Annotated in this window: 17 protein-coding genes; 4 read left to right on the top strand and 13 right to left on the bottom strand. The window is 73.0% G+C overall.

All coding sequences use genetic code 11. The features are described 5' to 3' along the window. Positions 1-24: 24 nt before the first annotated feature. Positions 25-2874, bottom strand: coding sequence for a type I DNA topoisomerase (gene topA / locus ACH4PU_RS09270; RefSeq protein ID WP_398268335.1), 2850 nt, complete (start codon positions 2872-2874; stop codon positions 25-27). A gap of 358 nt (positions 2875-3232) precedes the next feature. Here topA and ACH4PU_RS09265 point away from each other — a divergent pair, with 358 nt between their 5' ends. The 3 genes from ACH4PU_RS09265 (at position 3233) to ACH4PU_RS09255 (ending at position 4590) form a co-directional block, all read left to right on the top strand. Next, a complete protein-coding gene (locus tag ACH4PU_RS09265) occupies positions 3233-3643 on the top strand; it encodes a TM2 domain-containing protein (protein ID WP_398268332.1) in 411 nt (136 codons plus the stop codon). After that, positions 3636-4061: a DUF2752 domain-containing protein gene (locus ACH4PU_RS09260; RefSeq protein WP_398268329.1), complete on the top strand. Its 426-nt coding sequence runs from the start codon at positions 3636-3638 to the stop codon at positions 4059-4061. Before ACH4PU_RS09265 ends, ACH4PU_RS09260 begins: the two co-directional genes overlap by 8 nt. Before the next feature lie 247 nt (positions 4062-4308). Further along, complete coding sequence (locus ACH4PU_RS09255; RefSeq protein WP_398268326.1) at positions 4309-4590, top strand: TM2 domain-containing protein; 282 nt, start codon at positions 4309-4311, stop codon at positions 4588-4590. A 92-nt stretch (positions 4591-4682) separates the two neighbouring features. Here the strand turns inward: ACH4PU_RS09255 and ACH4PU_RS09250 are convergent, their stop codons facing one another. From ACH4PU_RS09250 to bldG, 5 genes are all read right to left on the bottom strand, one after another. Continuing rightward, complete coding sequence (locus ACH4PU_RS09250) at positions 4683-6215, bottom strand: methyltransferase (protein WP_398268323.1); 1533 nt, start codon at positions 6213-6215, stop codon at positions 4683-4685. A gap of 82 nt (positions 6216-6297) precedes the next feature. Continuing rightward, positions 6298-6870, bottom strand: a complete 573-nt coding sequence (locus ACH4PU_RS09245) for a small secreted protein (protein ID WP_398268320.1) — start codon at positions 6868-6870, stop codon at positions 6298-6300. Positions 6871-7138: 268 nt separating this feature from the next. Continuing rightward, positions 7139-9574: a sodium-translocating pyrophosphatase gene (locus ACH4PU_RS09240; protein WP_398268317.1), complete on the bottom strand. Its 2436-nt coding sequence runs from the start codon at positions 9572-9574 to the stop codon at positions 7139-7141. 382 nt (positions 9575-9956) lie between these two features. Next, on the bottom strand, positions 9957-10409 hold the full coding sequence (locus ACH4PU_RS09235) for an ATP-binding protein (RefSeq protein ID WP_398268314.1): 453 nt from the start codon (positions 10407-10409) through the stop codon (positions 9957-9959). Between the two features lie 112 nt (positions 10410-10521). Continuing rightward, on the bottom strand, positions 10522-10863 hold the full coding sequence (gene bldG, locus ACH4PU_RS09230; protein ID WP_049716377.1) for an anti-sigma factor antagonist BldG: 342 nt from the start codon (positions 10861-10863) through the stop codon (positions 10522-10524). 54 nt (positions 10864-10917) lie between these two features. On the opposite strand from bldG, the gene ACH4PU_RS09225 reads away from it, so the two are divergent. Further along, positions 10918-13395: a DEAD/DEAH box helicase gene (locus tag ACH4PU_RS09225; protein WP_398268310.1), complete on the top strand. Its 2478-nt coding sequence runs from the start codon at positions 10918-10920 to the stop codon at positions 13393-13395. A gap of 7 nt (positions 13396-13402) precedes the next feature. On the opposite strand, the gene ACH4PU_RS09220 is transcribed toward ACH4PU_RS09225, so the two are convergent. From ACH4PU_RS09220 to ssd, 7 genes are all read right to left on the bottom strand, one after another. Further along, positions 13403-13825: an Rv3654c family TadE-like protein gene (locus ACH4PU_RS09220; protein WP_398268307.1), complete on the bottom strand. Its 423-nt coding sequence runs from the start codon at positions 13823-13825 to the stop codon at positions 13403-13405. Continuing rightward, positions 13803-14147: a TadE family type IV pilus minor pilin gene (locus ACH4PU_RS09215; protein ID WP_185942381.1), complete on the bottom strand. Its 345-nt coding sequence runs from the start codon at positions 14145-14147 to the stop codon at positions 13803-13805. The genes ACH4PU_RS09220 and ACH4PU_RS09215 overlap by 23 nt, the downstream gene beginning before the upstream one ends. Then, positions 14134-14271: a DUF4244 domain-containing protein gene (locus ACH4PU_RS09210; protein WP_351503528.1), complete on the bottom strand. Its 138-nt coding sequence runs from the start codon at positions 14269-14271 to the stop codon at positions 14134-14136. Before ACH4PU_RS09210 ends, ACH4PU_RS09215 begins: the two co-directional genes overlap by 14 nt. Positions 14272-14444: 173 nt before the next feature. Next, positions 14445-15284, bottom strand: a complete 840-nt coding sequence (locus tag ACH4PU_RS09205; RefSeq protein ID WP_398268302.1) for a type II secretion system F family protein — start codon at positions 15282-15284, stop codon at positions 14445-14447. After that, a complete protein-coding gene (locus tag ACH4PU_RS09200) occupies positions 15281-16177 on the bottom strand; it encodes a type II secretion system F family protein (RefSeq protein ID WP_398268299.1) in 897 nt (298 codons plus the stop codon). Before ACH4PU_RS09200 ends, ACH4PU_RS09205 begins: the two co-directional genes overlap by 4 nt. Continuing rightward, positions 16174-17373, bottom strand: a complete 1200-nt coding sequence (locus ACH4PU_RS09195; RefSeq protein ID WP_398268296.1) for a TadA family conjugal transfer-associated ATPase — start codon at positions 17371-17373, stop codon at positions 16174-16176. The genes ACH4PU_RS09200 and ACH4PU_RS09195 overlap by 4 nt, the downstream gene beginning before the upstream one ends. Next, complete coding sequence (gene ssd, locus ACH4PU_RS09190; protein WP_398268292.1) at positions 17370-18476, bottom strand: septum site-determining protein Ssd; 1107 nt, start codon at positions 18474-18476, stop codon at positions 17370-17372. The genes ACH4PU_RS09195 and ssd overlap by 4 nt, the downstream gene beginning before the upstream one ends. Between the last annotated feature and the right edge of the window lie 461 nt (positions 18477-18937).

The raw sequence follows: 18937 nt of genomic DNA, 5'->3' as shown, positions 1-18937 counted from the left end.
TGTGGTCGCCTCTCGCCGCCCCGCCTACTCGGCCTTGGCCGCGGCGGCCGTCTTGGCCGCCGTCTTCTTGGCCGCGGTCTTCTTCGCGGTGGCCGCCTTGGCCGTCGTCGTCTTCTTCGCCGCCGTCTTCTTGGCGGTCGTCGTCTTCTTCGCGGCGGTCTTCTTGGCGGGAGCCTTCTTGACCGCCTTCTTCGCGGTCTTCTTGGCCGGCCCCTTGGCCCGCTTCTCCGCGAGCAGCTCGTAGCCGCGCTCCGGCGTGATCGTCTCCACGTCGTCGTCGCGGCGCAGCGTGGCGTTGGTCTCGCCGTCCGTGACGTACGGGCCGAAGCGGCCGTCCTTGACGACCACCGGACGCTCGCTGACCGGGTCGGTGCCCAGCTCCTTCAGCGGCGGCTTGGCCGCGGCCCGCCCGCGCTGCTTGGGCTGCGCGTAGATCGCGAGGGCCTCCTCCAACGTGATGTTGAAGATCTGGTCCTCGGTCTCCAGGGAGCGCGAGTCGGTGCCCTTCTTCAGGTACGGGCCGTAGCGGCCGTTCTGCGCGGTGATCTCCACGCCCTCGGCGTCGGCGCCGACCACGCGCGGCAGCGACATCAGCTTCAGCGCGTCGTCGAGCGTGACCGTGTCGAGGGACATCGACTTGAAGAGCGACGCCGTCCGCGGCTTGACCGCGTTCTTGCCGGTCTTCGGCGTGCCCTCGGGCAGCACCTCGGTGACGTAGGGGCCGTAACGGCCGTCCTTGGCGACGATCGGGTGGCCCGACTCCGGGTCCGTGCCCAGCTCGTACTCGCCGCTGGGCCGGGCGAACAGCTCCTCCGCGTACTCCACGGTGAGCTCGTCCGGCGCCAGATCCTCGGGGACGTCCGCGCGCTGGTGGCCCTCGGTGTCCTTCTCGCCGCGCTCGACGTAGGGACCGTAACGGCCGACGCGCAGCACGATGCCCTCGCCGACGGGGAACGAGGAGATCTCCCGGGCGTCGATCGCGCCCAGGTCGGTCACCAGCTCCTTGAGACCGCCGAGGTGGTCGCCATCGCCGTTGCCCGCCTCGGCGGCACGGCCGGTGACCTCTCCCGAGCCCTCGCCGAAGTAGAAGCGGCGCAGCCACGGCACGGCCTGGGCCTCGCCGCGGGCGATGCGGTCGAGGTCCTCCTCCATGGCGGCGGTGAAGTCGTAGTCGACGAGCCGGCCGAAGTGCTTCTCCAGCAGGTTGACGACCGCGAAGCTCAGGAAGGACGGGACGAGCGCGGTGCCCTTCTTGAAGACGTAGCCGCGGTCGAGGATGGTGCCGAGGATGGACGCGTAGGTCGACGGGCGGCCGATCTCGCGCTCTTCCAGCTCCTTGACCAGCGACGCCTCGGTGTAGCGGGCCGGGGGCTTGGTGGCGTGGCCGTCGGCGGTGATCTCCTCGGCGGTCAGCGCGTCGCCCTCGGTGACCTGCGGCAGCCGGCGCTCGCGGTCGTCGAGCTCGGCGTTCGGGTCGTCCGCGCCCTCGACGTACGCCTTCATGAAGCCGTGGAAGGTGATCGTCTTGCCGGAGGCGCTGAACTCGGCGTCCCGGCCGTCGGCGGCGCGTCCCGCGATCTTCACGGTGACCGAGTTGCCCACCGCGTCCTTCATCTGAGAGGCGACGGTCCGCTTCCAGATGAGCTCGTACAGCCGGAACTGGTCGCCCGTCAGGCCGGTCTCCGCGGGAGTGCGGAAACGATCACCCGAAGGACGGATGGCCTCGTGCGCCTCCTGGGCGTTCTTGACCTTCCCCGCGTAGGTACGCGGCTTCTCCGGCAGGTAGTCGGCCCCGTAGAGCTGGGTGACCTGCGCCCGGGCCGCGGTGACGGCGGTGTCGGACAGCGTCGTGGAGTCCGTACGCATATAGGTGATGAAGCCGTTCTCGTACAGCTTCTGGGCCACCTGCATGGTCGCCTTCGCACCGAAGCCCAGCTTGCGCGACGCCTCCTGCTGGAGGGTCGTGGTGCGGAAGGGGGCGTACGGGGAGCGGCGGTACGGCTTGGACTCGACCGAGCGGACGGCGAACGAGGCGTCGGCGAGGGCGGCGGCCAGCGCGCGGGCGTTCGCCTCGTCCAGGTGCAGCACCTGGGCGGCGTCCTTGAGCCGGCCGGTCGAGCCGAAGTCACGGCCCTGGGCGACCCGCCGGCCGTCCACGGCGGACAGCCGCGCGGCGAAGGTGCCGGGCTCGGCGGCGTCACCGCCGCGACCGGTGGAGAAGGTGCCGGTGAGGTCCCAGTACTCGGCGGAGCGGAACGCGATCCGCTCGCGCTCCCGCTCCACGACGAGCCGGGTGGCCACGGACTGCACCCGTCCGGCGGACAGCCGGGGCATGACCTTCTTCCACAGGACCGGCGAGACCTCGTAGCCGTAGAGGCGGTCGAGGATGCGCCGGGTCTCCTGGGCGTCGACCAGCTTCTTGTTCAGCTCGCGCGGGTGGGCGACGGCCGCCTGGATCGCGTCCTTGGTGATCTCGTGGAAGACCATCCGGCGGACCGGGACCTTGGGCTTGAGGACCTCCTGGAGGTGCCAGGCGATGGCCTCGCCCTCGCGGTCCTCATCGGTGGCCAGGAAGAGCTCGTCCGACTCGGCCAGCAGCTCCTTGAGCTTCTTGACCTGGTCCTTCTTGTCGGCGTTGACGACGTAGACGGGCTGGAAGTCCGCGTCCACGTTCACGCCCAGGCGGGCCCACGGCTCGCCCTTGTACTTCGCCGGGACTTCGGCGGCCCCGTTCGGCAGGTCACGGATGTGCCCGACGCTCGCCTCGACGACGTATCCGGGGCCGAGGTAGCCCTTGATCGTCTTCGCCTTGGCAGGCGACTCGACGATGACGAGTCGGCGGCCGCCCTGTGCGGTCTCGCTGGTCGGGGACAACTTCGCTCTTCTTCCGGTCGCAATCGGCATGGGAGTTGCGGTGACGCTGCGGAGTGTGACGGTACATCCCGCCCCCGTGTCAAACGGGGAAAGCCCGCAACGCCACTCGAACGGTAACCCGACAAGCGTCCTGTCTGCCGCCCGGAGCGTCGGACGCCACATCCGCCGAGCCCCGGCCCCCGCGCCGTACGAGCCGGCGGAGAAGCCGGGAACGCGTCGCGGAGGAGCCGTGGAGGAACCGCGGCGAAAGCCCTGAGCGCCGTGTCGGACCCTGCTGGCAGGATGACCACCGCACGTCATGCCATCCGATCGTGCGACTGATTTCCGCCACACCTCACACGGCAGGAGCTTTCCGCCCATGTCCGACCAGACCCCGTACGGGTACCCGCAGGACCCGTACGGCCGGCCCCAGCAGGGGCAGCAGCCAGGTTACCCGCAGGCGTCGTCCCCTTACGCTCAGCAGCCCGGCTACGCCTACCCGCCGCCGATGGCCCCGGGCGCGCCGGGGATGTACATGGGAGACCCGAACGCCCCCTACGGCTACGACCCCTACGGGCGGCCCTACTCCGAGAAGTCCAAGATCGTGGCGGGCATCCTCCAGCTCTTCCTGGGCACTCTCGGCATCGGCCGCTTCTACACCGGACACGTGGGCATCGCTCTCGGCCAGCTCTTCACCTGCGGCGGTCTGGGCATCTGGGCGCTGATCGACGGAATCATGCTGCTGGTCGGAAACAACACCGACGCGGCAGGCCGCCCGCTCCGTGGCTGATAAGCCCCGTCGCGGGGCGCGGGCCAAGGCCGTGCGCGCCGTCCGCCACCCGGCCGCGGCACCGCTCGGGGCTCTCGCGGCCGGGGCGGCCGGGGCCGCCTACCTGTGGGGCACCGATCCGCACCGCCCGGGGCAGTGGCTCCCCCGCTGCCCGTTCCACTGGGCGACGGGACTGCTCTGCCCGGCCTGTGGCGGCACGCGCATGACGTACGACCTGCTGCACGGGGACTTCGGCGCCGCGTTCCACGACAACGCGCTCCTGCTGCTCCTCGGTCTCCCCGCGGCCGCGTACTGGTGCGGCCGGTGGCTCGTCGAGGGGCTGAAAAGCCGCCGGTACCGGCCGCGGCTCGGCCGGGGCGGGACGGCCGCCGTCCTGGGAACCGCGGTGGCCTGGGCACTGGTACGCAATCTGATCTGACCGGATGACGCCGCCGGCGAGCTCACCGACCGACCGGTTTCGGCCAACCGAGCGTCTGCCGGATCACCTCACAGACCGTCACGTCCGCACCACCCGGCCCGGTCTGCGCTCTGTCACCGAATGATCACGATTAATGGACCGGCACAACTTTCCGTGCGCCCCTCCGGTCTGCTTGATCGCCGCCGTACAGGCCCTTCCCCCATTGACGGGCCGGCGGCATCGTCCCGACCGCTGAGGAGTCCATCCAATGTCGTACCCCGCTCCCCCGCCCTACCAGGGCCCGCCGGCCCCCTTCGGCTACGCCCCCAACGGGCAGCCGTACTCCGAGAAGTCCAAGATCGTGGCCGGCATCCTTCAGATCTTCCTGGGCACTCTCGGCATCGGCCGCTTCTACACCGGGCACGTGGGCATGGGCGTCGCCCAGCTCCTGACGTGTGGCGGGTTCGGCCTGTGGGCCCTGATCGACGGAATCATCTTCCTCGTCAGCGACACCCGCACCGACAAGAACGGCCACGTGCTCCGCGGCTGACGCCCCGCGAGCGCCGCCGCCCCCGGAGGCGGCCCCGCCTCCGGGGCCGCTCCGAGCGCTCGGGGACGAGGCCCCGCGTCCGACGGCTCCCCTCACCCCTCCGGGGTCAGGAACCCCTGCTCCACCAGCAGCCTGATCGCCTCGGGCGTCCGGTCGCGCAGCAGGACCGGATCCTCGCCGACGAGCTGGGCGATGGCGTCGAGGATGCGGCCCGCGCTGAGAGTCCCGTCACAGACCCCGGCGAACCCGGCTCCCACGGTGTCGACCTTGGTGGCGCGGCGCATGCCGCGGTTCTGCCGCAGCACCACGTGCTCCGGATCCTCCGCGCCCGGCAGCCCGACCTGCTCCTGGACGACCTCGGGAGCCAGCCGGAAGCGGGCCTCCAGCAGCGCCGCGTCGTCGTGCGTGCGCAGGAACTCCTGCCGTGCGAAGTGGTCGCGGATGCTCGCGCCCAGCGGCTGCTCCACCGGGTGCGGCCACTCCTCGGCGATCACCGAGGGCCGCTCGGCCCCCGACTTGCGCAGGGTGATCCAGCCGAATCCGACCCCCTTCGTCCGCCGCTCCTCGAACTCCGCGAGCCACGCGTCGTACCGCGCCGCGTACTCCTCGGGGGAGGTGCGGTGGTCCCCCGCGTCCCGCAGCCACAGCTCGGCGTACTGGGCCACGTCCTGGACCTCCCGCTGGACGATCCAGGCGTCGCAGCCGGCCGGGACCCAGGACGAGAGCCGCTCCCGCCAGTCCTCCCCCTCGACGTGCTGCCAGTTGGCGAGCAGCTGGCAGTAACCGCCGTCGTTGAGCCGGTCCGCCGCCTGGGACACCAGCGTGCGGCAGAGGTCGTCGCCGCCCATGCCGCCGTCCCGGTAGGTGAGCCGGGCCCCGGGGGAGATGACGAACGGCGGGTTCGAGACGATCAGGTCGTACGTCTCACCGGCCACCGGCTCGAACAGCGAGCCCTGGCGCAGGTCCGCCTCGGGCGCGCCGGAGAGCGCGAGCGTGAGCCGGGCGAACCGCAGGGCGCGCGGGTTCAGATCGGTCGCGGTGACGCGGCTCGCGTGCTGGGCCGCGTGCAGCGCCTGGATGCCGGAGCCCGTGCCGAGGTCCAGGGCGCTGCCGACCGGCGTACGGACCGTGATGCCGGCGAGCGTGGTGGAGGCGCCGCCGACGCCGAGGACGAGCTCCGAGCGGTCGATGCCGGACGGGCCCGCCCCGCCCCCGGCGATGCCGCCGGCGCCGCCGACCGCGCAGCCCAGGTCGGAGACGATCCACCAGTCCTGGCCCTCCGGGCCGCCGTAGGGCCGCACGTCGACGCTCGCGCGGACGGCGTCACCGTCGCGGACCAGCCAGCCGTCGGCGAGGCAGTCCTCCAGGGGGAGCGCGGCGGCGGCCCGCGCGGCGGGAACGGACCGCTGCAGCAGGAAGAGCCGGACCAGGGTCTCCAGCGGACCGTCCCCCCGGGTGGCGCGCAGGGCGGGAACGGTCTCGCTGCGCGCGAGCGCGGCGTAGGCGGGGGCGCCGAGCAGTTCGAGCAGGCCGTCGGCCGTGAAGGCGGCGGCGAGCAGGGCGTCGCGCAGCCGGTCGGTGCGCGCGGACTGGAAGGGTGCGTCGGCGGAAGGCAGCGTACTCACGGAACCATTGTCGGGGGCACCACTGACAATCCGTGACAGCCCGCCGCGGCGCCCCCTCTCCCGGCCCCCGGGCGGCCCGGCGTCAGACCTGCGCGGGCGGCGTGGCCGCCGGGATCTTGCAGGACTCCTGCTTGGCCATCGCCTGACCGGCGTCGCCCGACTGGAACTTCTTGAGCGCGTCGCCGCTCTTGCCGCTCAGCTTCCCGAGGTCCGCGGCCATGTTCTTGAGGCCCTCGGAGAACTTGGCCCGGTCGGACGTGTCGAGCGCGTCGACCTTCGTCTTCAGGTTCTTGTACGACGCGGAGAGGTCCTTGAGCGCCTTGACGGCGTCCTCCTGGTTGGTCTTGCCGTCGCCGACGGGCGGCGCGCCCGCGTTCTGCACGGACTGGGCGAGGGCGTTGTACGCGTCGACGTTGGCCTGGAAGGCGGCCGAGTCCGTCCGCTGGACCTTCTTCGAGTCCTCCTCCGTGCGCACGGAGGTGATCGAGGCGTTGGCCTGCTGGATCTTCTTGACCTGGGGCTGCATCGTGTCGCAGACCTTCTTGGCCCAGTCGTCGAGCTTCTTGCCCTTGTCCTCGCCGCCGCCACCGCATCCCGTCAGCGCCAGGACGAGCGCCGCACCGCCGGACAGTGCGGCCAAAAGCTTCTTGTTCACCGGATCGGTCCCTTCAATGGCTCTCGGCCCCGGAACTTACACGTCCCACCGGCACGGCCCGCGAGCCGAGCATCCCATATGACCTCCTACCTCGCCATTTACGGCAATCTCGATGTGGCGTTCGCCGCGCCGGACCCGCCCGTCCGGAAGCGCGCGGGGCCGCCGGACGGACACGCGCGAGCGGGACGGCACCCGGCCGGAACGGCTGATGACACACCGTCCGGCGTACGGACACGCCGTCCCGCCCGCGCTCCCGCCGCCGTCCGCGTCAGGACACCACCGCCGGATCGGTCGACTTGGCCGACCGGTCGGTGCCGCCGTCGACGGTGACGCTCCGCCGCTTGGACACGCACACGGCGACGATGATCACCAACGCGGCCAGCACCGCCACCCCGATCCGCAACGGCCTGCTCGCGTCGGCGCCGTAGGAGAACTTCACCACCGCCGGCGCGATGAGCAGCGCCACCAGGTTCATCACCTTGAGCAGCGGGTTGATGGCCGGTCCCGCGGTGTCCTTGAACGGATCGCCGACCGTGTCGCCGATGACCGTGGCGGCGTGCGCCTCGCCGCCCTTGCCGCCGTGGTGCCCGTCCTCCACCAGCTTCTTGGCGTTGTCCCAGGCGCCACCGGAGTTGGCCAGGAACACGGCCATCAGCGTGCCGGCGCCGATCGCGCCCGCCAGGTACGAACCGAGCGCGCCGACGCCCAGGGCGAAGCCGACCGCGATCGGCGCCATGACCGCGAGCAGCCCCGGAGTGGCCAGTTCCCGCAGCGCGTCCTTGGTGCAGATGTCGACGACGCGGCCGTACTCCGGCTTCTCGGTGTAATCCATGATCCCGGGATGCTCACGGAACTGCCGCCGCACCTCGTACACCACCGAACCCGCCGACCGTGACACCGCGTTGATGGCCAGTCCGGAGAAGAGGAAGACGACGGCCGCCCCGAGGATCAGGCCCACCAGGTTGTTCGGCTGCGAGATGTCCAGGCTCAGGTTCATCTCGGTCGACTTCGCGCCCACGTCCTCGACGGCCGTCCCGATCGCGTCCCGGTACGAGCCGAAGAGCGCGGACGCGGCCAGGACGGCCGTGGCGATGGCGATGCCCTTGGTGATGGCCTTGGTGGTGTTGCCCACCGCGTCGAGCTCGGTCAGCACCTGCGCCCCGGCGCCCTCGACGTCCCCGGACATCTCGGCGATGCCCTGGGCGTTGTCGGAGACCGGGCCGAAGGTGTCCATCGCGACGATGACGCCCACCGTGGTCAGCAGGCCGGTGCCGGCCAGGGCCACCGCGAACAGCGCGAGCATGATGGACGTGCCGCCCAGCAGGAACGCCCCGTAGACGCCGAGGGCGATCAGCACGGCGGAGTAGACGGCCGACTCCAGCCCCACCGAGATGCCCGCGAGGATGACGGTCGCGGGGCCGGTGAGCGAGGTCTTGCCGATGTCGCGCACGGGCCGCCTGCCGGTCTCCGTGAAGTAACCCGTGAGCTGCTGGATGAGCGCCGCCAGGACGATGCCGATGGCGACGGCGACCAGCGCCAGCACCCGCGGGTCGCCGTCGTGGCCGCTGATCGACGGGTCGCCGAGACCGTCCAGGTCCGCGTAGCTGGACGGCAGATAGGTGTAGACGGCCACCGCGACGAGCGCGAGGGAGATGACGGCCGAGACGAAGAAGCCCCGGTTGATGGCCGTCATCCCACTCCGGTCGGCCCGGCGCGGCGCCACCGCGAAGATGCCGATCATGGCGGTGACCACGCCGATCGCGGGCACGAGGAGGGGGAAGGCGAGCCCGGAGTCACCGAAGGCCGCCTTGCCGAGGATCAGCGCGGCGACCAGGGTCACGGCGTACGACTCGAAGAGGTCGGCCGCCATGCCCGCGCAGTCGCCGACGTTGTCGCCCACGTTGTCGGCGATGGTGGCGGCGTTGCGCGGATCGTCCTCGGGGATCCCCTGCTCCACCTTGCCCACCAGGTCGGCGCCGACGTCGGCCGCCTTGGTGAAGATGCCGCCGCCGACCCGCATGAACATGGCCAGCAGCGCCGCCCCGAAGCCGAAGCCCTCCAGCACCTTGGGCGCGTCGGCCGCGTAGACCAGCACCACGCAGGAGGCGCCGAGCAGGCCGAGGCCGACGGTGAACATGCCGACGACGCCACCCGTACGAAACGCGATCTTCATGGCCCGGTGGGAAGCGGCCGTGGCACCCGCGTCCCCGGCGACCGGGGAGTTCCCCGGTCCCGGGACGGCAGCGGAACCCGCGGGGGATTCGGCCGCGGAAAGCGCCGCCTCCCGCGCCGCGGCGGCCACACGCACATTACTGCGTACCGCGAGCCACATACCGATATAGCCGGTGGCCGCGGAGAAAAGCGCACCGACCAGAAAGAAAGCCGAACGCCCCAGACGCTGCGACCAGTTGTCCGCCGGAAGAAGCATGAGGAGGAAGAACACGATGACGGCGAACGCACCGAGCGTCCGCAACTGCCGCGCCAGATAGGCATTCGCGCCTTCCTGTACAGCCGCGGCGATTCTCTTCATGTTCTCGGTGCCTTCTCCGGCCGCCAGCACCTGCCGCACCAACACCACGGCCACCACGAGGGCCGCAAGGGCCACGGCCGCGATGACGATCACGAGGACGCGGTTGCCGCCGGTGAGCTCAACCGCGAGATTCTGAGTGAAGACCACCTGTTCAGGGGTGAAGGGCCCCGCCATTCGTCCTCCTTGACGTTTGGCACATGGGCGCGCGGCCGGACCGTTCGCACGGGACGGCCACCACGCTCAGGCGTCCTGAGCTCAAGATGGACGGATTGTAGGGAGCATGACGAGGTCCCAACAGGGCGCCACAAACGGAATGAGTCTTCTCCGGTGGAGAATCCGTGGATGATCCGTACACTCGACGGGCCGCCCGTGAAGATCGGGAAATGCCCTTCACCCGTTTCCGGCCGGACGGCCCTTTCCTGAGGGGGCGGCGGAACAGGACCCTCACGGCCGGAAAAAGCCGACGGAAATGTGCGGCTAGACAAGTGAATTCCGCCATCGCCCACGGCTACGGCGGATCCGGCAGCCGCCACTGGACCGAACGGCGGACGCGGGGCTACGGCAGGACGGCCGCCGAGGTCGTCGGCCAGCTCATCCGGATGACGCCGCCGTTCTCGTCGGCGGACACCTCGACATCGTCGACCAGGCCGCTGATGACGGCGAGGCCCATGTCGTCCTCGCCCTCGGAGCCCGCGTCGTCGTGCTCGGCGGCCGTCGTCACCGTGGTGCCGCCCACCACGACCTCGGTGACGACCGGGTGCGGCGCGTCGTCGCCCACCTCGATGGAGAACTTCTTCTCGTCCTCCGTGAGCCGGACACGGACCGGGGAGGAAATGCCGCCGTTCCGGTGCAGGCCGACGGCGCGCGAGCAGGCTTCGCCCACGGCCAGCCGCACCTCGTCCAGCACGGCCTCGTCGACGCCCGCCCGACGCGCCACCGCCGCCGCCACCAGGCGGGCGGTGCGGACGTGCTCGGGAAGGGCACTGAAGAGCAGTTCGACGGTGGCCATCCCATCCCCCTCAGTCGTACGTGCCCTCCCCCTCGCCTCCGGGGCAGGGCGACATCACGGAGGAACCGAGCGGCCTGCCCGGCACCCCCGCGTACCAGTCCTGCGGCGACCGTCAGTCGGTCGCCGACACCGCGTCGTCGACCGAGGTGTGGATCGGGAACACCTTGGTCAGACCGGTGATACGGAAAATCTTGAGAATGCGCTCCTGGTTGCAGACCAGGCGCAGCGAGCCCTCGTGCGCCCGCACCCGCTTCAGGCCGCCGACCAGCACGCCGAGACCGGTCGAGTCGAGGAAGTCGACCCGCTCCATGTCCACGACGAGGTGGTAGCTGCCGTCGTTGACAAGCTCGACCAGCTGCTCCCGCAGCTTGGGCGCGGTGTACACATCAATCTCGCCACCCACCTCGACAACCGTACGGTCGCCAACGGTCCGGGTCGACAGGGACAGGTCCACGGATCCTCCAGCACCTTGCATCGAGCGGTCGCCCCCCATGGATCGGCAGCCGCGATGGCATTCAATCACTTACCGGCAGGCGCGCACGACGCCTTGACGCCATTGTCCGTCACGCCAGTGACACACTCGATGTCGATGGCCCACGATCAACTCCCGCCGGAGGCGGGCGTACATCCCACTCCCCGGGCGGTCCTCGACCGACTCGCCGCCGGGGCAGGCCGGGCTGCACGCATCACTCATACGGAGCACTTGCCCCCTCGTCCCGGACGTCATGCCCCCTGGCCCGAGAAGATCCGGCCGGAAGTGACCGACGCCATCCGGGCCGCCGGCATCGCCCGGCCGTGGGCGCACCAGGCGCTCATGGCCGAGCACGCGCTGCGCGGCGAATCGGCCGTGGTGGCCACCGGCACCGCCTCCGGAAAATCCCTCGCGTACCTGGCGCCCGTCCTGAGCACCCTGCTGGACGGCTCCGAGGCCCCCAACGGCCGTGGCGCCACCGCCCTCTACCTGGCCCCCACCAAGGCGCTCGCCGCCGACCAGCGGCGGGCCGTACGCGAGCTCGCCGCGCCGCTCGGCAAGGCCGTCCGGCCGGCCGTCTACGACGGGGACACCCCGTTCGAGGAACGCGAATGGGTGCGGCAGTACGCCAACTACGCGCTCACCAATCCCGACATGCTCCACCGCTCGATCCTGCCCTCGCACCCCCGATGGGCCTCCTTCCTGCGCGCCCTGCGCTATGTCGTCGTCGACGAGTGCCACACCTACCGCGGCGTCTTCGGCTCCCACGTCGCCCAGGTGCTGCGCCGGCTGCGCCGGCTCTGCGCCCGTTACGGCTCCGAACCCGTCTTCCTGCTCGCCTCCGCCACCGCCTCGGAACCGGCCGCCGCGGCGACCCGCCTCACGGGGGTGCCGGTGGTGGAGATCACCGACGACGCCTCCCCGCGCGGCGAGCTCGTCTTCGCCCTCTGGGAGCCGCCGCTCACCGAGCTGCACGGCGAGCGGGGCGCGCCCGTCCGCCGCACCGCCACCGCCGAGACCGCCGACCTGCTCACCGACCTCGCCGTGCAGGGCGTCCGCACCGTCGCCTTCGTCCGCTCCCGGCGCGGCGCCGAACTGATCGCCCTCATAGCCCAGGAACGCCTGGCGGCCGTCGACCGCTCCCTCCCCTCCCGTGTCGCCGCCTACCGCGGCGGCTACCTCCCCGAGGAGCGCCGCGCCATCGAGCGCGCCCTCCACACCGGCGAACTGCTCGGCCTGTCCGCCACCACCGCTCTGGAGCTCGGCGTGGACGTGGCCGGGCTCGACGCCGTCGTCCTCTCCGGCTACCCCGGCACCCGCGCCTCGGTGTGGCAGCAGGCCGGCCGCGCGGGCCGCCGGGGCCAGGGCGCCCTCGCCGTGCTCGTCGCCCGTGACGACCCGCTGGACACCTACCTCGTGCACCACCCGGACGCCCTGTTCCGGCAGCCCGTGGAGGCCACCGTCCTCGACCCGGACAATCCGTACGTCCTGACGCCGCACCTGTGCGCGGCGGCCGAGGAACTGCCGCTCACCGAGGCCGACCTGTCGCTCTTCGGCCCGGAGACGCGGAGCCTGCTCACCCGGCTGGAACTCCGCAAGCTGCTGCGCCGCCGCGGCTCCGCCTGGCACTGGACCCGCCGGGAACGCGCCGCCGACCTCACCGGCATCCGCGGCGAGGACGGGCGGCCCGTCCAGGTCGTCGAGGAGGGCACCGGACGGCTGCTGGGCACCGTGGACGCCTCCGCCGCGCACACCACCGTCCACGAAGGCGCGGTCCACCTCCACCAGGGCCGCAGCTACCTCGTCCGGCACCTGGACCTCGACGACTCCGTCGCCCTGGTCGAGGAGGCCGACCCGCCCTACTCGACGACCGCCCGCGACACCACCACCATCTCCATCCTGGAGACCGGCAGGGAGATCCCCTGGGGAGACGCGCGGCTCTGCTTCGGCTCGGTCGAGGTCACCAACCAGGTCGTCTCCTTCCTCCGGCGCCGGCTCATCACCGGCGAGATCCTCGGCGAGTCCAAGCTGGACCTGCCGCCGCGCACCCTGCGCACCCGGGCCGTGTGGTGGACGGTCACCGAGGACCAGCTCGACGACGCCCGCATCCCGCAGGAGGCCCTCGGCGGGGCTCTGCACGCCGCGGAGCACGCCTCCATCGGCATGCTGCCGCTCTTCGCCACCTGCGACCGCTGGGACATCGGGGGCGTCTCCGTGCCCCTCCATCCCGACACGCTCCTGCCCACCGTCTTCGTCTACGACGGCCACCCGGGAGGCGCCGGCTTCGCCGAACGCGCCTTCCACACGGCCGCGCGCTGGCTCGCCGCCACCCGCGAGGCCATCGCCGCCTGCGAGTGCGACACCGGCTGCCCGTCCTGCATCCAGTCGCCCAAGTGCGGCAACGGCAACGACCCTCTCGACAAACGGGCCGCGATCCGCCTCCTCACCCGCCTGCTGGCCGACGCGCCGCAACCGGTGGACGCCCCGACGGCGGAGGCCGACCAGCAGCTCTGATCCGCCCTCAGGGCCCCCTCTCCGCCGCCCCGCCCGGCGGCCCGGCCTTCGCGTCCGCCGGGGCCCCAGCGGCCGAGGCGGGCCCCGCCCGCGAGCGGACCCGGACCGTATAAGGGCCCGCTCCCGCCTCGGCCGCCACCTCGGCGGTCCCACCCGTCACGGCGCACCCGACCACGGCCGCCCGCTGGGCGTCGGCGACCCGGCGGGCGAAGCCACAGGCCGCCTCCTGGCCCAGCAGGGCGTGGTCGGCGGCGGCCAGGGCCGCCAGGTCGGCGGCGCCACCGGCGCGGTGCCGGGCCAGCACCGCCTGGCTCATGGCCAGCAGGGCCAGGAAGACCGCGCACAGCGCCGTGGCGGCGACCGCCGTCCAGACCGTGGCGGAACCCCGGTCCGGACCGGCCCCTCGGTCAGCCCACCGTCTCCTCCGCAAGGGCCACCGCCTCTCCGTCGAGCCGGACCGCGAGCGGCCCCGGACCGGCCGCCCGGGCCTCCACCCGCACTCTCACCAGGTCTCCTTCCCTCGTCAGCGCCACCCGGGCGCCGGCGGGCGCCGCCGACCGCGCGGCGGCGACCACCGCGGGGCCGGGCTCGGACCGGGCCGCCGCGCGGGCCCCGGCCCGCGCGGCGTCCACGCACTGGAGCTGCGCCGAGGCGGCCACCAGCCCCCACATGAGAGCCGTTCCGACCAGAACCAGCGCCGGCAGCACCAGCGCGGCCTCCGCGGTGACCTGACCCCCGTCAGAACGCCGCATGGAGCCCCTTTTCGATCAGGGCCTGCAGCGCCGCGCTCACGGCGCCGCTGGTGACCACCTTGTAGAGCACCGCCGCCAGCGCACACGCCGCGAGCGTGCCCACCGCGTACTCGGCCGTCGTCATGCCGGCCTCACCCGCCGAGCCGGCTCGGCACCGGGCCCTCTTCCACCACCGCATGTCCATCTCCACCCCTTCGTTCGCCGTTTTTCCTCTCCGGGCCTGTCGCCCGGACGTCTTCGCGTTCCGTTCCCCCACCGGCCGGTCGTGCCGGGCCGTCCGGACCTCCCTCAGGCTGCTCACCGGCCTGTCAGCAACCCGCTCGCCAGACCGATCACCATGGGCACCACTCCGACCGCCAGGAAGGCCGGCAGGAAGCACAGCCCCAGGGGAGCCGTGGCCAGCACGCCGGCGCGTCTCGCCCCGGCCGCCGCCGTACGGCCCCGGGCGGCCCGCAGGCGGCCGGCCAGCCGCGCCATCGTGTCCACCGCCGGAACTCCCGTCGCCTGCGCCCGTTCCAGGCTCAGGGCCAGTCCCCGGGCACCCGGCAGTTCGCCTAGCCGCCCCCAGGCGACCGCCGGGTCCCCGCCGAGGCGTACCTCCGCGGCGGAGCGGGCCAGCCGTTCGCCGACCGGGCCGCCGAGCGAGCCGCCGACCGCTTCGGCCGCCTCTCCCGGCCCGGCCCCGGCGGCCAGGCACGCCGCCAGCAGATCGGCCGCGAGGGGCAGTTGGCGCAGCACGTCGTCCGCGGGAAGAACCGCGCGCACCGCGGCAGCGCGTGCCGCCCTCCCGCACCACCACCAGGCCGCGCCGGCGGCGGCCGCGCCGAGCGCCCAACCCCCGGCGCCGTCCACCAGGACGAGCCCCGCGCCCCCCGCCGCCATCGCCGGCAGCACCCGTCGGGTGACGACCGGTCTCGTCATCCACAGCCGGAGCCGGGCAGGCCCGCGAGGGCCTCCGCCCGGGGTGGCGGTGGCGAAGAGCCGTGCCGGGCGCCGTCGGGCGACGTTCCGCCGGTGTGCCGTGCGCAGTGCCGTCACCGCGCCGGCCGCGGCGACCGCCAGGACGGCGGCCAGCACGAGCGCCGGCCCGAGCGCCGGCCCGAGCGCCGAAACTCCCTCTCCTCCCGCGCCTGTCATGTGCCCTCCCCTCCCCCGGCCGCGGCACGCACGATGTGCCGCGTCCAGGCCAGACCCGCTCCTTCGAGAAGCCCGCCGAGGGCGAGGCAGCCGAGGCCGGCCGGTGTGTGCAGCAGAACCCTCAAGGGCTCGGCGCCGAGGGCCGTTCCCATGGCCAGGGCTACGGCGGGCAGCAGGGCGAGCATCACGGCGGTGGACCTGGTGCCCGCCAACTGCGCCGCGAGTTCCTCCCGCTGATCGCGCTCGACGGAGAGGGCGTGCCCGACCCGTTCGAGACCGGCCGCGAGCCCCGCGCCGCCGTCGACCGCGACCTGCCAGCAGGCGGCCATCCCGGCCAGCCCTTCGGCGCCCCGCTGCCGCCCCGCCTCCCGCAGCGCGGCCGGGACGTCACCGCCGAAGCGCGCGGCGGCCGGTACCGCGGCCCAGGCCGGCCCGAGGGCCTCGCCGTCGAAGGCCCGCACCGCCTCACCGGGCTGGCGGCCCGCCCGCAGCTCGCCCGCGACGGCCCCGCACAGCTCGATCACCGCCTCGGAACGCCGCTCACGGGCGCGCCGGCGCGCCCGCGCGTCCAGCCGGCGTCTCACCAGCGGCACGGCCGCCAGCGCGGCGAGCGGCGGAAGAAGCGAGTCACCCCACCAACCGATCAGGCACCCCGCCGGCAGACAGAGCAACTCCCTTCGCCGACTTGCCTCTTCCGCGACTCGGTCGATCCCCACACGGATCCGTGCCGGCAGGGTGGGGGCCCAGGGCCCCCAGGGGCCGCTTCCGGCCAGGACGACCCTCGCGCGCCGGAGTTCCTGGCCCCGTCGCGCCAGTTGCCAGGCCATCAGGGTGACGCAGAGAAGCAGCACGCCGGCGAACACCGGCTGGGCGAGCGCGCCGTACGTCTTCATGACAGCACTCCGTCCGCTTCCGGCCGGACGCCGCCGTGATCCGGTACGTGCCCGCCGCGTCCGCACAGCGCCATCAACCGGTCCCATCCCGTGGCCCGTCGGAACCCATCCGGCCCCCACAGCGCGGCCGGTACGGTCGTCACGAATCCGGCCGGATCCCGGTCCAGGACATGCACCTCGGCGACCCTGCGACGGCCGTCACGGCCCCGCACCAGATGGATCACCACCGAAAGCGCCGCGGCCAACTGGCTGTGCAGCGCCGCCCGATCCAGTCCCGCCGTGGACCCGAGGGCTTCCAGGCGGGCCGGAACGTCCGCCGCGGCGTTGGCGTGGACCGTGCCGCATCCGCCTTCGTGGCCCGTGTTGAGCGCTGCCAGCAGGTCGGTGACCTCCGGGCCGCGCACCTCGCCCACGACGAGCCGGTCCGGTCGCATGCGCAGTGCCTGCCGGACCAGATCCCGCAAGGTCACCCGCCCGGTGCCCTCTTGGTTGGCGGGCCGGCTCTCCAGCCGCACCACGTGCGGGTGATCGGGCCTGAGCTCGGCCGAGTCCTCGGCGAGGACGATCCGTTCGTCCGGGGCGACCAGCCCCAGCAGGCTCGAGAGCAGGGTGGTCTTTCCCGACCCCGTGCCGCCACTGATCACGAAGGAGAGGCGGGCGTCCAGCACGGCCCGGAGGAGCCACTGGCCACTGGGCGGCAGCGTGCCGGCCGCGGCCAGTTCGTCCAGGGTGAAGGCCCGGGGGCGCACGACGCGGAGGGAGAGGCAGGTCGAGCCGACGGCCACCGGGGGAAGGACGGCGTGCAGGCGGGTGCCGTCGGGCAGCCGCGCGTCCACCCAGGGCCGGGCGTCGTCCAGCCGTCGGCCGGCGACGGCGGCGAGGCGCTGCGCGAGCCGTCGGACGGCGGTGGCGTCGGGGAAGGAGACGTCGGCCCGGCGCAGTCCGGCGCCGCGGTCCACCCAGACCCGGTCGGGGGCGGTGACGAGGACGTCGGTGACATCCGGTTCGGCGAGGAGCGGCTCCAGCGGTCCGGTCCCGACGAGTTCGGAGCGCAGCCGGGTGGCGATGCCCAGCACTTCCGTGTCGCCGAGCAGCCGGCCCTCCTGGCGCAGGGCCTCGGCGACCCGGGCGGGTGTGGGCTCGGCGCCCGTGCCGGCCAGTCGCAGCCGTACGGCGTCCAGCAGCGCGGTGTTCACGCCGGCACCTCCGGCCCCTCGGGCAGGGCGCGGGCCCAGAACTCCGCGCAGAAGGCGGCCAGCGGGCCTCGTTCGGCCGCACCAGGCGGGCGCCCGCTGATCAGCGCCTGGGCCAGGCCGGGCTCCTGCGGGACCTCGCCCGCGAGCGGGAGGCCCAGGAGCCGTGCGATCTCCTCGCCGTCGAGCCCTGGCCCGCACGGGCCCCGGACGACCAGCCGGAGGTCGCCCATCATCAGGCCGATCGCCGACGCGACGCGGTGGGCGGCGGCCACGGCGCGCAGTTCGGAAGGGACCACCAGCAGGCCCAGGTCCAGTTGCCTGAGGACCTCGACCGCGGAACCGTCGGTCCCGCGCGGAAGGTCCACGACCACCACGCCGCCTCGCCTCCGAGCGGCCGCGAGGACGGCGCGCACGGCCTCGGGCGGCACCTCCGAGTCGCCGCGGTCCCAGCTCAGCAGGCGCAGTCCGTGCGGCTCGGGCAGCACCTCCTCCAGGGCCCGGCCCGCCATCCGGCCCCGGGACCCGGCGAACGCGGGCCATCTCAGTCCGTCGATCCGCTCGGCCCCCAACAGGACGTCGAGGCCGCCGCCCAGTGGGTCGGCGTCGACCAGCATCGTCCGCCGACCGGTCCGGGCCGCCCCGATCGCCAGGGCACACGCGAGCGTGCTCGCTCCGGCGCCGCCCCGGCCGCCGATCACCCCGACGGTGAGCGCCGGCCCGTCCACGTCCTCGACCGTGTCGGCGATCCGGTCGACGAGCCAGCCCTCCTCGTCGGGCAGCAGCGCGACGTTCCGGGCACCGACGAGAACGGCTCGCCGCCAGAGGTCCGGATCGGCGGGCTCGCGGCCGACGAGCACCACGTTCTCGCGGTGCGGCAGACCGGCCAGCCGGCCGGCGCAGTCGCCGCCGGCCAGGACCAGGGAGGCCCGCTCCCAGGTGCCGCGGTGGGTGGTCGTGCCGTGGCAGACCTCCGGCAGCGCTCCCGCCGCCGCGCACAATCGCAGCAGATCGTCGAGCAGGTCCTCGTCCTCGGTGGCGATCAAAGGCCCGCCCCGCGTTGTGGCGGCGGCCCGCGCCCAATCGGATGTCTCGGGTCCGGTCATGGCCCCTCCCCCTTCTCCGGTGCTTCTCCAGCGCGCCCCATGGCGCGCTCTCGCATCCGCGGTCATCGCGGAACTCGTGGGGAATCACCGTGCGGCGGCGCGGGAAATCGTGTGGATCTTGGTGAAAAACTGTGGACAACTCACCGGTTGTGGATATCCCGCTCACCTATACCGGTGACTTCCCCAGCGCAGCGCGGCGATTACGCACAGTCACGTGTATGAAGGGGAGAGGACGGGCGCCGAGCGGGGCCCGCGGAAGGCGGAGGAGGCCCGGAGTGACACACGAAACGCGTCCGGACATGCGACGACCCCCGCCGGGGGGGAGAGCGGGGGTCGTCCCCACGGCCGACTCGGGGGGGGAGGAGTCGGACCGGGTTAGACACGGTCGCGAACGATCCGTGACTTCCATGGTGTACCCGAGAGGCTTCTCAGGCAAACCCACACGCCTCAGCTTACGCCGA

This window comes from Streptomyces sp. NPDC021100, from assembly GCF_044333095.1.
GTDB lineage: Bacteria > Actinomycetota > Actinomycetes > Streptomycetales > Streptomycetaceae > Streptomyces.
The sequence above is the reverse complement of the archived record's forward strand: the minus strand, read 5'-3'. Positions and strand labels throughout refer to the sequence as shown.

What these genes read in the sequence shown, in the direction of transcription:
- ACH4PU_RS09205 (WP_398268302.1), bottom strand. Translation starts at nt 15,284, where the DNA reads ATGACAGGCGCGGGAGGAGAGGGAGTTTCGGCGCTCGGGCCGGCGCTC.
- ACH4PU_RS09235 (WP_398268314.1), bottom strand. Translation starts at nt 10,409, where the DNA reads ATGGCCACCGTCGAACTGCTCTTCAGTGCCCTTCCCGAGCACGTCCGC.
- ACH4PU_RS09265 (WP_398268332.1), top strand. Translation starts at nt 3,233, where the DNA reads ATGTCCGACCAGACCCCGTACGGGTACCCGCAGGACCCGTACGGCCGG.
- ssd (WP_398268292.1), bottom strand. Translation starts at nt 18,476, where the DNA reads ATGACCGGACCCGAGACATCCGATTGGGCGCGGGCCGCCGCCACAACG.
- ACH4PU_RS09215 (WP_185942381.1), bottom strand. Translation starts at nt 14,147, where the DNA reads ATGCGGCGTTCTGACGGGGGTCAGGTCACCGCGGAGGCCGCGCTGGTG.
- ACH4PU_RS09225 (WP_398268310.1), top strand. Translation starts at nt 10,918, where the DNA reads ATGGCATTCAATCACTTACCGGCAGGCGCGCACGACGCCTTGACGCCA.
- ACH4PU_RS09255 (WP_398268326.1), top strand. Translation starts at nt 4,309, where the DNA reads ATGTCGTACCCCGCTCCCCCGCCCTACCAGGGCCCGCCGGCCCCCTTC.
- ACH4PU_RS09200 (WP_398268299.1), bottom strand. Translation starts at nt 16,177, where the DNA reads ATGAAGACGTACGGCGCGCTCGCCCAGCCGGTGTTCGCCGGCGTGCTG.
- ACH4PU_RS09240 (WP_398268317.1), bottom strand. Translation starts at nt 9,574, where the DNA reads ATGGCGGGGCCCTTCACCCCTGAACAGGTGGTCTTCACTCAGAATCTC.
- ACH4PU_RS09210 (WP_351503528.1), bottom strand. Translation starts at nt 14,271, where the DNA reads ATGACGACGGCCGAGTACGCGGTGGGCACGCTCGCGGCGTGTGCGCTG.